The sequence below is a fragment of the Amycolatopsis sp. 505 genome (genome assembly GCF_031625235.1).
Taxonomy (GTDB): domain Bacteria; phylum Actinomycetota; class Actinomycetes; order Mycobacteriales; family Pseudonocardiaceae; genus Amycolatopsis.
The window spans coordinates 1-14,627 of record NZ_JACKQP010000024.1 but is presented as its reverse complement, the minus strand read 5'-3'; the positions used below and the strand labels follow the sequence as shown (position 1 = coordinate 14,627).

Annotated in this window: 10 protein-coding genes; 6 read left to right on the top strand and 4 right to left on the bottom strand. The window is 70.4% G+C overall.

What is annotated here, in order from left to right:
- The first annotated feature begins 592 nt into the window (after positions 1-592).
- Together H5965_RS45935 and H5965_RS45930 are read left to right on the top strand one after the other, a co-directional pair.
- The gene (locus H5965_RS45935; protein WP_310977635.1) at positions 593-1,357 is read left to right on the top strand and encodes a hypothetical protein; all 765 of its coding nucleotides are present in this window, start codon (positions 593-595) and stop codon (positions 1,355-1,357) included.
- Positions 1,354-2,685 carry a DUF6923 family protein gene (locus tag H5965_RS45930; RefSeq protein WP_310977634.1) on the top strand — a complete coding sequence of 444 codons (1,332 nt, stop codon included), beginning with the start codon at positions 1,354-1,356 and terminating at the stop codon, positions 2,683-2,685. Before H5965_RS45935 ends, H5965_RS45930 begins: the two co-directional genes overlap by 4 nt.
- 4 nt (positions 2,686-2,689) lie before the next feature.
- On the opposite strand, the gene H5965_RS45925 is transcribed toward H5965_RS45930, so the two are convergent.
- Complete coding sequence (locus H5965_RS45925; protein ID WP_310977633.1) at positions 2,690-3,706, bottom strand: autoinducer 2 ABC transporter substrate-binding protein; 1,017 nt, start codon at positions 3,704-3,706, stop codon at positions 2,690-2,692.
- A 260-nt stretch (positions 3,707-3,966) separates the two neighbouring features.
- On the opposite strand from H5965_RS45925, the gene H5965_RS45920 reads away from it, so the two are divergent.
- Entirely contained in the window at positions 3,967-4,419 is a 453-nt protein-coding gene (locus H5965_RS45920) for a DUF4396 domain-containing protein (RefSeq protein ID WP_310977632.1), read from the top strand.
- 39 nt (positions 4,420-4,458) lie between these two features.
- On the opposite strand, the gene H5965_RS45915 is transcribed toward H5965_RS45920, so the two are convergent.
- The 3 genes from H5965_RS45915 to H5965_RS45905 all read right to left on the bottom strand — a co-directional run bounded on the left by H5965_RS45915 (position 4,459) and on the right by H5965_RS45905 (position 10,300).
- Positions 4,459-5,694 (bottom strand): glycoside hydrolase family 88 protein, encoded by a 1,236-nt coding sequence (locus H5965_RS45915; RefSeq protein WP_310977630.1) that lies wholly within the window; start codon positions 5,692-5,694, stop codon positions 4,459-4,461.
- Positions 5,695-5,902: 208 nt separating this feature from the next.
- Positions 5,903-7,117 carry a hypothetical protein gene (locus H5965_RS45910; RefSeq protein WP_310977629.1) on the bottom strand — a complete coding sequence of 405 codons (1,215 nt, stop codon included), beginning with the start codon at positions 7,115-7,117 and terminating at the stop codon, positions 5,903-5,905.
- A gap of 243 nt (positions 7,118-7,360) precedes the next feature.
- Positions 7,361-10,300 carry a BTAD domain-containing putative transcriptional regulator gene (locus H5965_RS45905; RefSeq protein WP_310977628.1) on the bottom strand — a complete coding sequence of 980 codons (2,940 nt, stop codon included), beginning with the start codon at positions 10,298-10,300 and terminating at the stop codon, positions 7,361-7,363.
- A gap of 112 nt (positions 10,301-10,412) precedes the next feature.
- Between H5965_RS45905 and H5965_RS45900 the strand changes: the two genes are divergently transcribed.
- The 3 genes from H5965_RS45900 (at position 10,413) to H5965_RS45890 (ending at position 14,412) form a co-directional block, all read left to right on the top strand.
- On the top strand, positions 10,413-11,069 hold the full coding sequence (locus H5965_RS45900) for a hypothetical protein (protein ID WP_310977627.1): 657 nt from the start codon (positions 10,413-10,415) through the stop codon (positions 11,067-11,069).
- Between the two features lie 29 nt (positions 11,070-11,098).
- A complete protein-coding gene (locus tag H5965_RS45895) occupies positions 11,099-12,670 on the top strand; it encodes an alkaline phosphatase D family protein (RefSeq protein ID WP_310977626.1) in 1,572 nt (523 codons plus the stop codon).
- A gap of 260 nt (positions 12,671-12,930) precedes the next feature.
- The gene (locus H5965_RS45890) at positions 12,931-14,412 is read left to right on the top strand and encodes a glycosyl hydrolase family 28 protein (protein WP_310977625.1); all 1,482 of its coding nucleotides are present in this window, start codon (positions 12,931-12,933) and stop codon (positions 14,410-14,412) included.
- Positions 14,413-14,627 lie beyond the last annotated feature (215 nt).

The window sequence follows — 14,627 nt, the reverse complement described above, 5'->3', positions numbered from 1 at the left end:
CCCTGCATCTGCGGGACCGACTTGGTCGTCGTGGCCAGGGTCCGGGCCGCCGCCCGCCCCAAGCTCGACGGCGCCTGCTCGGATTCCACCTGCTCGGATCCCACCGGGTCGGTGACAGTCACAACGAGGACCACCCAATCATTCGCGTTCGGCACGTGCCCGCCCCAGCCGGCACGCCGGTCATGACCTGCTATTCCCTGATATGCGCGGTTTCGTCGCGCCGCGAAATCAACATAGCAACCGCGACTGCCCGCACAATGACACGATCGGGTCACCGGGTTAATGGCCGGGCCGCCGCTTGATCATTTTTCGATGATGTTCGACGACCGTGGTCACGGCCTGTTCGCGGACGTCACTCGGTCGAGATAATTCCTGCTCGGCAGCGCGGTCCACGGTCGCCCAGCGATACCGCACCACCGGCGGTACCCCCTCGCAACTGCGCCGAATCGGCGACTTTGGTGATCCTCGTGCGGCCAGCAGGATGAATTCCGCCCTTTCTGTTGTCCGCCCGTAAATGGGTGACTAACTTGAGCGGTCCCGGACGTGGAATGCCGGGCAGTGCTTCCCGCGCTTCGCGGGCGAAAGGACCCGGATGAACATCTTCGTGGCCGGCAGTCTCTGGGTGGCCGGCGCGGCCGTCGTGGCGGGCGTGATCGCGTACCTGGTCCGCCGGTTCGGCTGGGACGAGGGCCGGCCCGACAACAACGACGCGGCGGGCCAGGTGTTCACCATCGTCGGCGGGCTGCACGCGGTCCTGGTCGCCTTCGTCCTGATCTCGCTGTTCGACTCGGTGAGCGAGGCGAGCCAGAACGCGCAGACCGAAGCCGACAGCCTCGTCGCGGCCACGTGGGCGGCCGACGCGCTGCCGGGCGAAACGAAGGACCGGGTGCACCAGCTCGCCGCCGCGTACGCGCGGACGGTCGAGGAGCAGGAGTGGCCGCGCCTGGCCGACGGCGGCCCGGTGCCGACCACGGGCGCGACGCAGCTCGACCAGATGCGCGAGGCGGTGGCGGCCGCCCCGGCCGAGGACGACTGGCTGCTCGACCGCAAGACCGAGGCGAGCAACCAGCTCTGGTCGGTCTACCAGGCCCGCGAGCAGCGGCTGGCGCACTCCGGCGCGGACGGCGTCGGCGCCGTCGTCTGGTTCGCCCTGATCCTCGGCAGCCTGATCACCGCGATCCTGCTGCCCAACCTGTTCGGCGGCACCCGGCTCGCCGCGCACATCATCATCGTGTCCACACTGGCCGGCACGATCACGTTGCTGCTGTTCGCCATCTACCAGCTGCAGAACCCGTTCAGCGGCGGCGCGAAGGTGGCGCCGGAGGCGTTCACCTCGGCCCTGGAAAGGCTGGCTTGACCGGCACGCGGGCCCGCTGGGCGGCGATGCTCGGCGTGGCCGTGGCGGTCTCGGCGCTGCTGGCGGCCACGGGCTGGCTCGCACCGCCGTCGGCGCAGGAACCGGCCCAGGCGCCGGGCGCCTGCACGGTCCTGCAGGCGGAGAACGAACGCGCCGGCGCACCGACGACGTTGCGGCTGCTCTCCCTGCCCGGCGGGGTGACGCGGCGGGTGAGCCAGGCCGGCTACTGGATCAACGCAATGGGCTACTCCGCCGCGCAGGGCGTCGTCTACGGCGTCGCCGACGGCACCCGCGCCGGCCGCTACCCGGGCGCGCACGCGGTGCGGATCGACACCGCCGGCGTGGTGACCGACCTGGGCGTGATCGGCCGGGCCGGCGCGCGGAAGCCGGTGTGGAGCCCGGTCACCGGCGCCACCGCGGGCGCGATCGACGGCGACCGCTGGTACGTCCGGCAGGGCAGCGATCTGTACACAGTGGACATCGACCCGGCGGCTCCGGACTACGTGCGGGTGGTGCACCGGACGGCGCTGCGGCCGGTGTCGCTGGCCGTCGGGGTCGACGACTTCGCCTTCGACCCGGCGGACGGGCTCCTCCACGGCGTCTCGGCGACCTCCCGCGGGGACAGTTCGGTGGTCACCCTCGACCCGTCGAGCGGGAAGGTCGCGGTGGTGCCCGGGCTGAAGTTCCCCGAGGGCGGCGCGTACGGGTCGGTGGTGCTCGCGCCCGGCGCGATCTACGCCACGGCCAACCGCGACGGGCAGCGCAGCGTCACCTACCGCCTGCCGCGCGACGGCTCGGGCCCGGCCACCGAAGTCGCTTCCGGGCGGCCGCTGGTGAGCGGCGACGCGGCGGGGTGCTTCGCCGAGGCACCCGCACCCCTGCCCCCACCGCCGCCGACGACCCCTCCCGGACAGTCGTCACCCCCGCCGACGACGCCACCGGGGCAGTCCTCGCCCCCGCCGACGACGCCTCCGGGGCAGTCCTCGCCCCCGCCGACGACGCCTCCGGGGCAGTCGTCACCTCCGCCGCCGCCCCGGACCGAGCCGCCGGCACCGGAGCCGTCACCTCCGCCGCCACCGCCGGTGGAGCAGCCCGTCGTCGTGCCGCCGACCCCCGTGCCGGCACCCCCGCCGCCGGTGGTCACGCCGACGCCGTCCACCCCGGCCCCGCCGCCGACGACACGCCACGCGCGTCCGGAGAAGAAGACCCAGGTGGTCGTCCAGGACGCCGGGCACCGCACCGAGCAGAAACGGCGCTGGGGGCTGACGGCGCTGATCCTGGTGCTCGGCGGCGGCGCGGCGGTTGGCCACGTGCGCCGGCACCGGTGAGGGGTCAGTACTTGAACTGGTCGACGTTGTCGGTGGTGATGAGCAGGGGATCGCCCAGCAGGACGGTCTTCGTCGCGTCGTCGTACTTCACCGCCGGCAGCTCCAAGCTCACCTTGTTGACGGCTTGGAGCGGCTTGCCGTCGGCGACCTGCTTCGCCGTCCACGCGGTCAGGTAGCCCAGCGACTCGACGTTCCACAGCACCGACTGCGAGCACGAGCCCTTGAGCAGGTACGGCTTGATGGCCTGCGGCGTCCCGACACCGACGGTGAACACCCGGCCGATCTTCTGCTCGTCGTCCACCGCCTTCGCGACGCCGGGCGCGGACGTCGTGCACTCGCCGATCAGCCCGGTCAGGCCGGGGTGGCCGGCCATGAGCTGCTTGGCGAGGACGGTCGCCTTGTCCGTGTCTTCGCCCGCGTACACGGTGTCGACCAGCTCGGCCTTCGGGTAGCGCGTGGCCGCGTACTCCTTCTGGACAGCGATCCACGAGTTGAGGTTCGCCGCGGCCCGGCCGCAGGAGACGATCGCGTACTGGCCGGTGCCGCCGGTCTTCGCCATCAGCGCGTCGACGAGCGCGGTGCCGATGCCCTGCGCGCTCGCCTGGTTGACGAACACCTCGCGCTGCGTGCCCGGCGCGTCGGTGTCCGAGGTGAGCACGTGGATGCCCTTCGCCCTGGCCTCGGCGATCACGCCCGCGAGCGCGGCCGGGTCGTTCGGGGCCACGACGATGACGTCGACCTTCTTCGCGATCAGGTCGCGCAGGATGCTGACCTGCGCGGCCGGGTCGACGGTCTCCGGGCCGGTCGAGTGCCACACCACGCCGAGCTGCTTCGCCGCTTCGAGGCCGCCGTTGTCCATCGCCTGGAAGTACGGGATGTCGCGGACCTTGGGCACGAACTCGATCCGGGTCGGCGCCGGGGCGGGTGCGCTGTCCAGCTGGTCCGAGCAGCCTCCCAGCGCGAGCGCCGCGACCAGGGTCGTCGCCGCGACCAGCCGGAAAGTCTTCGTCGGCCCTCGCATCTCCACCCGTTCCTCAGGAAATTCGATCGGTTCGATGGGTCTGCGCATGGTGGAGACCAAGGGCGAACGTAGGGCCCCGGGTAACTGTGGTCAACGGGATGTGCGCAAAGGGTTACGGAAGTGAGTTCTGTCTCGGGTGGTCCCGGAGGTGAATGCCCTGGCCGGACGCTTTCGATCACGCTCCGTAGTAGTCCACCTGCTTCGGGTGGTGTGACCCGGGAGACGTGCGATCGGTACCCCCTGGGGGTATATTCCGAGTCATGAGCGAACAGCACGGGGCTTCGTGGGCGACGGCGATCCAGGCGACTCTGCACTGCCTGACCGGCTGTGCCATCGGTGAGGTGCTCGGCATGGTGCTGGGCACGGCGTTCGGCCTGCACAACGCGGCCACCGTGGTCCTCTCGATCGCGCTGGCCTTCGTCTTCGGGTACGGCCTGACCATGCGGGGCGTCCTGAAGTCGGGGATGAACTTGCCGGCGGCGTTCAAGGTCGCGCTGGCCGCGGACACCGTGTCGATCGCCGTGATGGAGCTGATCGACAACACCGTGGTCGTGGCGATCCCGGGCGCGATGGACGCCGGCCTGGCCAGCCTGCTCTTCTGGCTGGCGCTGGTCCTCTCGCTGGCGATCGCGTTCGTCGTCACGGTGCCGGTCAACAAGTGGATGATCGGGCGCGGCCTCGGGCACGCCAAGGTGCACGCGCACCACCACTGAGCAGGGCGTCCGGGGAGGTGGCGGCCTCCCCGGACGCCGCTACACGGCGGACAGGTCGACCGCGCGGTCGACCTTGCGCCGGTCGAGCACCCGCAGGATGCCTTCCAGCAGGTAGTAATCGGCGTAGGGCAGCGAGACCTCGACGCCGTCCTCGGCCGGGCGGTTGCGGGTGCAGCGGGCGACACTCGCCTCGGCGCGGGTAGACTTCGTCGTCAGGCACGTCCGCGACACCGCGGTGAGGATCCGCAGCGCGCTCTCCCGGTACTGCGGGCGGTGCGTGAGCTCGGCCAGGTCCAGCAGGCCGCACGCCATGATCACGCCGGCGGATGCGTCCTTGACGTCGTTCGGGGCCTGCGGGGCCAGGTAGTCCCACACCGGGACGTGGTCGGCGGTCAGCCGGGACAGCGCGAAGTCCGCGAGCCGGCGGGCCGTGGTCAGGAACTCCGCGTCCCCGGTGCGCCGGTGGATGGTCGTGAACCCGTAGACACCCCAGGCCTGCCCGCGCGACCAGCACGACGTGGGGCTGTAGCCCTGCACGGTGTTCGGCCCGATCGGCGCGCCGGTGACCGGGTCGAAGTCGAACACGTGCGGCGTCGACCCGTCGGGGCGCAGGAAGTTCCGCTGCGCCGTCTTCGCGTGCGCGACGGCGATCTCGAGGTACTTCGGGTCCTGCGTCTGCGCGCTGGCGAACGCGAGCAGGTCGAGGTTCATCATCGTGTCCATGATGACGCGGCCGGCGTTGTTCGGATCGGACAGCGCGCCCCAGGCGCGGATGAACCGCCCCGCCGGGTTGTAGCGCTTGATCAGCGACGACGCCGCTTGGATCGCGCCCGCTTTCCACTTTTCGTCGCCGGTGAGCCGCCAGGCGGTCACCCACGAGGGGTAGAAGAGGAAACCGAGGTCGTGCGTGCCCGTGTCGTTCTGGCGCGGCGCGAGTTTTTCGGCGGACGCCAGCGCGAGGGTCTTGAATTGTTCCTCGCCGCTGTGCAGCCAGGCCAGCCACAACTGGCCGGGCCAGAATCCGCCGACCCAGTCGCCGTTCTGCGAATAGGTCCATTTCTCGAACTTCGTGCCGACCGGGAACGCGGTGACGCCGGGGGCCACCGCGCGGAGCTTGGCCACCGCGTAATCGGCCGCTTGGCGGAGCGTCCGGGTGGCCGAGGCCAGGTCGGAGGGTTCGGGGGTGGCCGCCGAAGCGGCCGTCGAGGTGCTGGCGCCCACCGCCACCGCGGCACCGGCCGCGGTGGTCAGCAGGGTTCTCCGGGAAACGCTCACAGGTACCCGCCATTCCGTGATTTCGTGATTCCGTGGGAGGGAATTTTGGCACGCACGGCGGGGCGTTGTACACCCGGCGGAAGTCTGTTCACGGTTGTGAATTATGTGCCGCTGAGTGGAATGGCGCGGAAATGGGCGAAGGCCCGGCGGGGGACACCGGGCCTTCGCCGTTGTCGCGGGTGAGGGCAGTCAACCTCGCGACGGTTTTTCAGCAGTGCGGGGCGACCGGCTGGTCCGAACCCGTCTGCAGGTAGGTGTCGGACACGTAGTGGCCCGGGCCGATCCGGTCCCAGATGTTGCTGGTGCCGAACTTGCCGGTGACGGTGTCACCCTCGACGTAGCACTCGATGTTCACCTTGGCGTAGTTCGCCGCCAGGCCCTTGATGGCGGCCGAGGTGCTCGCGCTCGCCCGGACGTTCATCGGGTCGCCGGCCGTGCTGACCACCCCGGTCGGGCCGGAGCCGGTCCACAGGTAGGTGACGTTGACGTTGCCGTTGTCGGACATGCCGAGACCGTCCCAGAAGACGCCGTCGGCGAGGTCGATGCCGGCCGGGTTCTGCACCTTGTAGCCGAGGCCGCTCTTGCCGCCGTTGTAGCCGTTGTAGTAGGCGGCGTACGCCTCGGGCTGGCCCTGCGGCAGGTCCTTGAACTTGGTCCGCACCGACGACGGGTTCCAGTAGTCGTCCTGCTCGTTCCACGGCCCGATGTCCCACACGGGCGCGTACTCGCACTTGCTGCCGTCGGTGCGGCAGACGCGCACGGAGTAGTCACCGGTGCCCTTGGGGGCCAGTCCCTTGCCGGACGGCAGCGCGACGAAGTGGTCGCGGCTGGTGATGATGTGGCCGTTGGCGGTCTTGCCGCCGATCAGGCCTTCCCGGGTGCCGTACACCTTGTAGGTCAGTTCGGTGCCGGCGGTCAGGGCGTTGGCCTGCGGGGCGCTGTCGGCGCTGAGCTTGACACCGGTGACCGACGGGCGCACGCCGTCGGTGGTGCTGTGCAGGCTGATCCGCACCTGCACCTCGCTGACGGAGTTCTTCAGCGTGGTGCCCGCGGGCGTCCACTCGGTCCAGTCGTTCACGCCGGTCCGGCCGCGGACGTCGACGTCGACCGACGTGCCCTTGGGGGTGTCGGCGGTCAGTTCCGCGCTGACGCGGTTGGCGGCCGAGCCGAGTTTGTGCTCGGCGTTGGTCAGGCTGCCCTCGCTGCCGGCGAACACCCGGGCGGTTCGGTGCCAGGCGGCGTCGGCCAGGGTGAGCGTACCGCCCGCTCCGGTGACGTTGACGTCGTTGCTGTCCACAGTGGACAGGTCGGCGGTCCAGTTCGTGGTGGTGGCGGCCTGGGCGGGGGCTCCGGCCAGTGCCGTCACCGCCCCGGCGGCCAGAACCGCCGCGGTCACGCGGCCGGCCATCTTGTTCCGGATCATCCCCGGTTCTCCTCTCGCATCTGCGTTTTCGAAGGTGCGAGAAGGTTGACGGGGGTGCGTACATGATCCGTACAAGCTGGTTGTGTTTTGGGGGGTGGTTATGTGCGGGGTTCTTCGTTGCCGGGTTTTCTCTGCCGGACTTTCCCCGCCGACCCGAACGCCGGATTGTTCAGCGGCTGCGTATCGGTTCGGCAGGGGGGTGTGGCCGGGGGCGGTCGTTGTGCGCGGGCTGCCGCGCCGAGCTCAGGCTGAAGCGATGTGCGGGCGCTCCTCGGCCACCACGAATGACGACTCCTTCGGGCGTGTTGACAGCTCGCGCCAGATTGCCAGCGCCCTCTCCGAGTAGTCCCGGGACCTCTCCGGCTGCGACAGTGCCCGGTGCAGCTCCCCGAGCAGCTGTGACACCTCGGCCTCCGACCTCCGATCGCCATTGCGCCTGTGGACCGCCAGGGAGTTCACCAACAGCAGCTGCGCGTGTGCGAAATCTCCGCTGTGCAAGCACAGCTCGCCCAGGTTCTGGTTCGCGTACCCCACGCAGTGGTCGTCGCCGAGGTCTGTGAAGATCGCGATTGCCCGGTCCACGTGCTCGCGGGCCGCCGCCAGGTTGCCCTGGTGCTGGAACAGCAAGCCCAAGCGCTTGAGGGCGTGGGCTTCTCGATGACGGTCGCCGATCGAGGCCGACAGCTCCAGGGCGTCCGTTATCCAGCGCCTTGCCGCCGCGTAACAGCCTCGGGACATCCACACCGCTCCCGCGCCCAGGCGGGCCACCGCCTCCCCGTTCGGGTCGTCGGCCTCCGCGAACAGCTCCAGTGCCTCGTGGCAGTGGTCGAGAGCCAGGTCGTCGTCGCCCTCGATGCGCAGGATCGTCGACAGCCCCGTCAGTGCGACGGCCACCCCTTGGGCGTCGCCGACCGCATCGAACAGCTTCTTCGACTCCTCGAACGCCACCCGGGCCCCGGCGTACTCGTCCTGGTACAGCAGGTACTGCCCGAGGTTGCGCTGGACGATCGCCTCGGCGCGGGCCGAGCCCGTCCTGCGGGCCGCCGCCAGGGCCACCAAATGAGTGCTGTGCCAGTCGTCCTGGGGGCCGCGGAGGTCGAAGTACGGCGTCAGCGCCGAAGCCAGCTGCCACGCCAAGTCGTCGAATCCGTGCTGGGCGGCCAGCGAGACCGCCGCCACCGTGGTGTGGCGCTCGGCCGCGAACCACGCCGCCGGGTCCTCGGGCAGGACGTCGAAAGGCACCGCGGGCCGCGGTAGCTCGTCGTCGCAGTACGCACCGAAGAAGTGCAGCGGCATCCGGCGCGCCGCCTCGAGCGCCAGCCCCAGGTAGCCCTCCAACGCCCGCCGCAGGCCGGCGCGGGTCTTGGCCGCGTCGCTCCGCTCGGCCAGCTCCACCGCGTACACGCGCAGCAGGTCGTGCAGCCGGTAACGGGGCTGACCTGCCGAATCGGAACCCACCAGCTCGACGAGGTGGCCGTCGACCAGCACGTCGAGGACGTCCTCGGCCTCCCGGCGGCCCAGCACGGCCGCGACCGTCCACGCCGGGAACTGGACCGGCCCGAGCAGGCCGAGCCCGCGGAAGGCCGTCGCCGCCGACATCGGCAGCAGGTCGTACGACAACGTCACGCTCGCGCGGACGGCGAGGTCGCCGACGCGCAGCTCGTCGAGCCGGCGGCGCTCGTCGCCCAGCCGGTCCGCCAGCAGCCGCAGCGTCCAGCCCGGCCGGTGCGTCAGCTTCGCGCCCGCCACCCGGATCGCCAGCGGCAGGTGCCCGCACTGACGCAGGATCGCCGCGGCGCTCTCCGGCTCGGCGGCCACCCGCTCGCCGCCGACGATGCCCTCCAGCAGGCGCGCGGCCTCGGCCTCGGGCAGCAGGTCGACGTCCACCGGCTTCGCGCCGGCCAGCCCGGGCAGCCGGATCCGGCTGGTCACCAGCACCGCGCACGCCCCGGCCCCCGGCAGCAGCGGCCGGACCTGGGCTTCGCTGCCGGCGTCGTCGAGCACGACGCACATCCGCCGCCCGGCCAGCCGCGACCGCAGCAGCGCCGAGCGCTCGGCCAGCTCGCGCGGCAGGCCGGCGTCGGGGATGCCCAGCGTGCGCAGCAGTTCGGCGAGCACGCTCATCGGCGCGCGCGGCGACGACGACGTGCCGGCCAGGTCGACGTGCAGCTGGCCGTCGGGGAACTCGTCGCGGACCGCGTGCGCGACCCGGACGGCGACCGCCGACTTGCCGACGCCGGGCGCCCCCGACAGCACGACCACGGCGGGCGTGCCGGAGTCCGCGCGCTCCCGCAGCAAGGTGACGACGTCGCGGATCAGCGCGTCCCGGCCGGTGAAGTCCGGCAGGTCCAGGGGCAGCTGGCAGACCGGGGCGACATCGGCGGGACGGACGGGGGAGAGCACGTTCTCGGGGACGAGGGTCGCGCGCAGCTCGCGCAGCCGGGCACCCGGTTCGGCGTCGAGCTCCTCGCGTAGGACCCGCTCGGCCGACTCGTACGCCTCGATCGCGTCGCCGGTCCGGCCCGCGGCGCGCAGCGCGACGATCAGCTGCGCCCAGAGTTCTTCACGCAGGGGGTGCTCGGTGACCAGGCCGCGCAGCTCGGCGATGGCCTCGCCGGAACGGCCGAGGCCGATCCGCGCGCGCAGGCGCTGTTCCTGTACCGACAGCCGCAGCTCGGTGAGCCGGGCGACGGTCGCGCCCCAGCTGTGGTCGTGCGGCAGGCCTTCGAGGACTTCGCCGCGCCACAGCGCGTCGGCCTTGTCGAAGAGTTTGAGGGCGCTCTCGGCTTCGCCGCCGTCGAGCGCTTCCTGCGCTTCGCCGGCCAAAGCGGCGAACGCGAGGTGGTCCAGTTCTTCCGGCGACGCGGTCAGCAGGTAGCCGGAGGCCCGGCTGCTGATCCGCTCGCCCAGGTCGGGGTGGATCTCCGCGAACCGTCTTCGCAGGGAATGGACGTACGTGCGGATGTTCGCCGCGGCCGATCGCGGCGCCGATTCCGGCCACAGCACTTCCACCAGCACGTCGGTCGACACGACGACGTTCGGCTGCAGGGCCAGCGCGGCCAGCAGCAGCCGGGGCTTCGGGCCGCCGAGGGCGATCACCCGCCCGGCGGCGGTGACCTCCAGCGGCCCGAGGACGCGGATGGTAAGCGAGGTGGTCTCAACCTGCCCGATGAGTTCCCCCATGTCCCGGACTCTAGGACCGTCCGGGCGCACCGGCTAGATCCATTCGGAGTGTCCGAGCGCACACGGGCGCCCTTTGTACGGAACGTGTACGGCGAAGACCGACGCTGCCGGCATGAAGCGATCGATCCTCCGGCGCATCGCCGGTACCGGCCTGACCCTGGCCGCGGTCGGCGCGCTCCTGACCGGCGGCGCGATCGAGGCGTCCGCGGCGGCGAGCGGGACCGTGAAGACCGCGGGCGACCCCCTCAACGTCCGCCGCGCACCCACCACGGCCGCCACGGCGGTCAAGACCGTCGCCAACGGCGCCACCGTCGCCATCGACTGCCAGGTCAACGGCTCGTCGGTGACCGGCCCGTACGGCACCGGCACGTTGTGGGACTACGTCCCCGCGCTCGGCGGGTACGTCTCGGACACCTACGTCTTCACCGACTCCGACACGCGGGTCGCGCCTGACTGCGGCGTCGGCTCGGGCAGCGGCCAGTGCGCCGACGCCTGCGCGGGCGAGGGGCAGTACCGCTCGTCCGACTCGCACTTCCTGGTCTACGACACCGACGCCGACGGCTATTCCGCCGTGGTCGCCTACTGGCTCAAGGGCGGCGCCGGGCCGTTCTACGTCTGGAACTCCGGCGGCGAGGGCACGAAGGTCGACAAGGCCGTCACGGTCCCGCACGGGGGCTGGGTCTTCTACAAGGTCTGCGTCGCGAACTACACGACCGCGAAGCCCGACCTCAAGTCCTGCAGCGACGGCATCACCGACTTCGCGGCCTGACCGCGTCCACCACGAGAAAGGGTTTTCCCATGGGTCAGGTCAACCGGCGCAAGGTGCTGCTCGGCGGGCTCGCCGCGGTCACCGCCACCGCCGCTTCGGCGGCGCTCCCGTCGTGGGCGAACGCCCGCACCACGGCCGCCGCCCCCGCCATCCACGATCCCTTCCAGCTCGGCATCGCCTCCGGCGACCCGCTGCCCGACAGCGTGGTGCTGTGGACGAGACTCGCCCCGGCGCCGCTCAACCCGGACGGCTTCGGCGGCATGCCGGACGCCACCTACGCGGTCGACTGGGAGATCGCGAACGACGCGGCGTTCAGCTCGATCGTGCAGCGCGGCTCGGTGGACGCCGTCCGCGCGTCCGGGCACAGCGTCCACATCGAACCGACCGGGCTGCAGCCGGCCCGCGAGTACTTCTACCGGTTCAAGAGCTCCGGCTACATCTCGCCGGTCGGCCGGACGCGCACCGCGCCCGCCGCCGGGGCCGCGGTCAACCAGCTCAAGTACTGCTTCAGCTCCTGCCAGCACTGGGAGGAGGGCTACTACCACGCGTACAAGGGCATCGTGGCCGACGACCCGGACCTCGTGCTGTTCCTCGGCGACTACATCTACGAGAAGAAGTCGGGCCGTACCGCGCAGGAGCGCAACCCGCGGAGCCTGGCGTTCACCGAGGACGTCACCACGCTCGCGCAGTACCGCGCCCGCCACGCCCAGCACAAGACCGACGCCGACCTGCAGGCTGCGCACGCGATCGCGCCCTGGATCGTCGTGTTCGACGACCACGAGGTGATGAACAACTGGAACGGCACCACCTCGCCGGCCACGGCCGCGCGCAAGGCCGCCGGGTTCCAGGCCTTCTACGAGAACACCCCGATCCGGTCGACGGCCAAGCCGAACGGCGCGTCGATCCAGCTCTACCGGCAGTTCCTCTGGGGCAACCTGGCCCGCTTCCACATGCTCGACACGCGCCAGTACCGCAGTGCCCAGGTGCCCGACCCCTCCGGTGACGCCGGCCCGGCCTGCGCCGACATGCGCAGCACGTCCCGCAGCATCCTCGGCGCCACGGAGGAGGCGTGGCTGCTCAAGCAGTTCGAGTCGCACCCGGCGACCTGGGACTTCCTCGGGCAGCAGGTCTTCTTCGCCACGCGGGACTCCGACGGCAACAAGGCCACCTGCGAGAGCAACGACTCCTGGCAGGGCTACGAGGCCTCCCGCAACCGGATCCAGCAGGGCTGGGTCGACCGCAAGGTCGCCAACCCGGTCGTGCTCACCGGCGACGTCCACCGGCACTGGGCCGCCGACCTGCGGCTCGACTACTTCGACCACAGCGACCCGGTCATCGGCTCGGAGCTGGTCACGACGTCGGTGACGAGCAACAGCGACACCGCTTCGCCGCCGAGCGCGGCCTGGTACGCGAACAACCCGCATGTCAAGTACTGCAAGGGCGAGCGCGGGTACGTCCGCGTCACGACCACGCCGTCGCAGATGCGGGCCGACTTCATGACGACGTCCGACACGAGCGTGTACGACCCGGCGTCGGTGGTGATCAAGAACGACGTCAGCTACGTGGTGCAGGCCGGGAAGGCCGGGCTCCAGAAGGTTTGAAACCACGCTGCGTGACTCCCGATCATGGCGGATTCACATGGCGGACCGTGAAAAACGCACGGGGCTCCCGGGCCCGGTGAAGGTAGACTCCGAGAATCCTGAATGGACACCGGCTCCATCGACCACGGGGACCCGCGCCCGACTGGGGGTGGCGCGGGTCCCCAGGCCCGTCGATCTTGACATTTCGTTCGTGCGACTCGTAATCTGGGTGTTCCGCCGTCATGCCGAATTCTTCGAATCCATGACAAGGCGGTTCCACGGTGAAAAAACTCTTGCTGATCACCTTCGCGGTGGCCGGGCTGGTGGTGGCCGGCGCCGGCGTTTCCACCGCCGCACCCGGCGGCGTCTACGACGTCAAGGACTACGGCGCCAAGGGGAACGGGTCGGCCAACGATTCGGCCGCCATCGACAAGGCGATCACCGCGGCGAACGCGGCGGGCGGCGGCACCGTGCGGTTCACCTCCGGCACCTACAAGTCGGCGAACACCGTTCACCTCAAGAGCAACGTCACGATCCAGCTCGACGCCGGGGCCACCATCACCGGGTCGAGCGCGGACACCTACGACAAGCCCGAGTCGAACCAGTGGGACGACTACCAGGACTACGGCCACAGCCACTTCCACAACGCGATGTTCTACGGCGACAAGCTGACGAACATCGGCTTCACCGGCGCGGGCACGATCGACGGCGGCGGCAACCTCATCACCGGCAACCCGAAGTCCGGCGAGGCCGACAAGATCCTGTCCCTCACCCGGTGTGACGGGCTGACGCTCTCCGGCGTCAAACTGCGCCGCGGCGGGCACTTCGCGGCGCTGATCAACGGCTGCACGAACGTCGTTTCCGACCACCTGACCATCGACACGGCGAGCGACCGCGACGGCTGGAACATCATCAGCACGACGAACGTCACGATCACGAACGCTTCGATCGCGGCGAACGACGACGCGCTGGTGTTCAAGAGCGACTACGCGCTGGGCGCGAAACTGCCGAACGGGAACGTGACGGTGACGGGTGCGAAACTGTCGGCGGTCTGCTGCAACGCGCTGATGTTCGGCTCCGAGACGTGCGGCGACTTCACCGGCTACCACTTCTCGGGCATCACGATCACCGGCGCGCACAAGTCCGGCATCGGCATCGTTTCGATGGACGGCGCGAAGATCTCCGACGTCCACTACCGCGACATCACGATGTCCGGGACGTATTCGCCGATCATGATGAAGATCGGCACGCGCAAGCGCTGCGGCAACAACCCGGGGGTCGGCTCGATCAGCGGCATCACGTTCGACAACATCACCGGCACGCACACGGGCAGCAACTTCAGCCCGACGATCTGGGGCGCGGACAGCGGCCACCGGGTCTCCGACGTCACGTTCACCGGCGTGCGGCTGAACGTGCCGGGCGGCAACGGAACGATGGGAACGGGCGTCCCGAGCAACACGGCGACGGACTACAACCCGAAGAGCATCGGCACCCGCCCGTCGTACGGCTGGTACCTGCACTACGCGGCGGGCATCCGCTTCGTGAACAGCTCGGTGGAGTTCGCCAAGGACGACGGCCGCCCGGCGAGCATCGTCAACAACAGCTCCGACATCACGTTCGACCACTTCACGGCGGAGAAGGGCTCGAAGAGCCCGTTCGACGTCGGCTTCCAGTCGGTGACGGGCTACTGCGTCAAGGACTCGGCCACCACGTCGAATGCTGCCCTGCGGATCAACACCTCGAGCTCCACCTCAACCTGCTGACGTCACCGAGGCCCCTTCCCGCAAGCGGGAAGGGGCCTCACCCGTGATCGGAGGGTCGACACGCGTGATTGGAGGGTCATCACCCGTGTGGAGTTGCCCCCTGGGGCCGGACACCTTGATTCCAGACAGTGGTCTGGAGGGAGGATGTCCCGATGTCCCGCAGGTCGAAGTACCCGGAGCAGTTCCGTCGCGACGCGATCGAGCTGGTCAACTCG

Excerpts from the sequence above, each read along its gene's own strand:
- H5965_RS45905 (WP_310977628.1), bottom strand. The coding sequence starts at position 10,300 with ATGGGGGAACTCATCGGGCAGGTTGAGACCACCTCGCTTACCATCCGC.
- H5965_RS45925 (WP_310977633.1), bottom strand. The coding sequence starts at position 3,706 with ATGCGAGGGCCGACGAAGACTTTCCGGCTGGTCGCGGCGACGACCCTG.
- H5965_RS45900 (WP_310977627.1), top strand. The coding sequence starts at position 10,413 with ATGAAGCGATCGATCCTCCGGCGCATCGCCGGTACCGGCCTGACCCTG.
- H5965_RS45920 (WP_310977632.1), top strand. The coding sequence starts at position 3,967 with ATGAGCGAACAGCACGGGGCTTCGTGGGCGACGGCGATCCAGGCGACT.
- H5965_RS45895 (WP_310977626.1), top strand. The coding sequence starts at position 11,099 with ATGGGTCAGGTCAACCGGCGCAAGGTGCTGCTCGGCGGGCTCGCCGCG.
- H5965_RS45935 (WP_310977635.1), top strand. The coding sequence starts at position 593 with ATGAACATCTTCGTGGCCGGCAGTCTCTGGGTGGCCGGCGCGGCCGTC.
- H5965_RS45910 (WP_310977629.1), bottom strand. The coding sequence starts at position 7,117 with ATGATCCGGAACAAGATGGCCGGCCGCGTGACCGCGGCGGTTCTGGCC.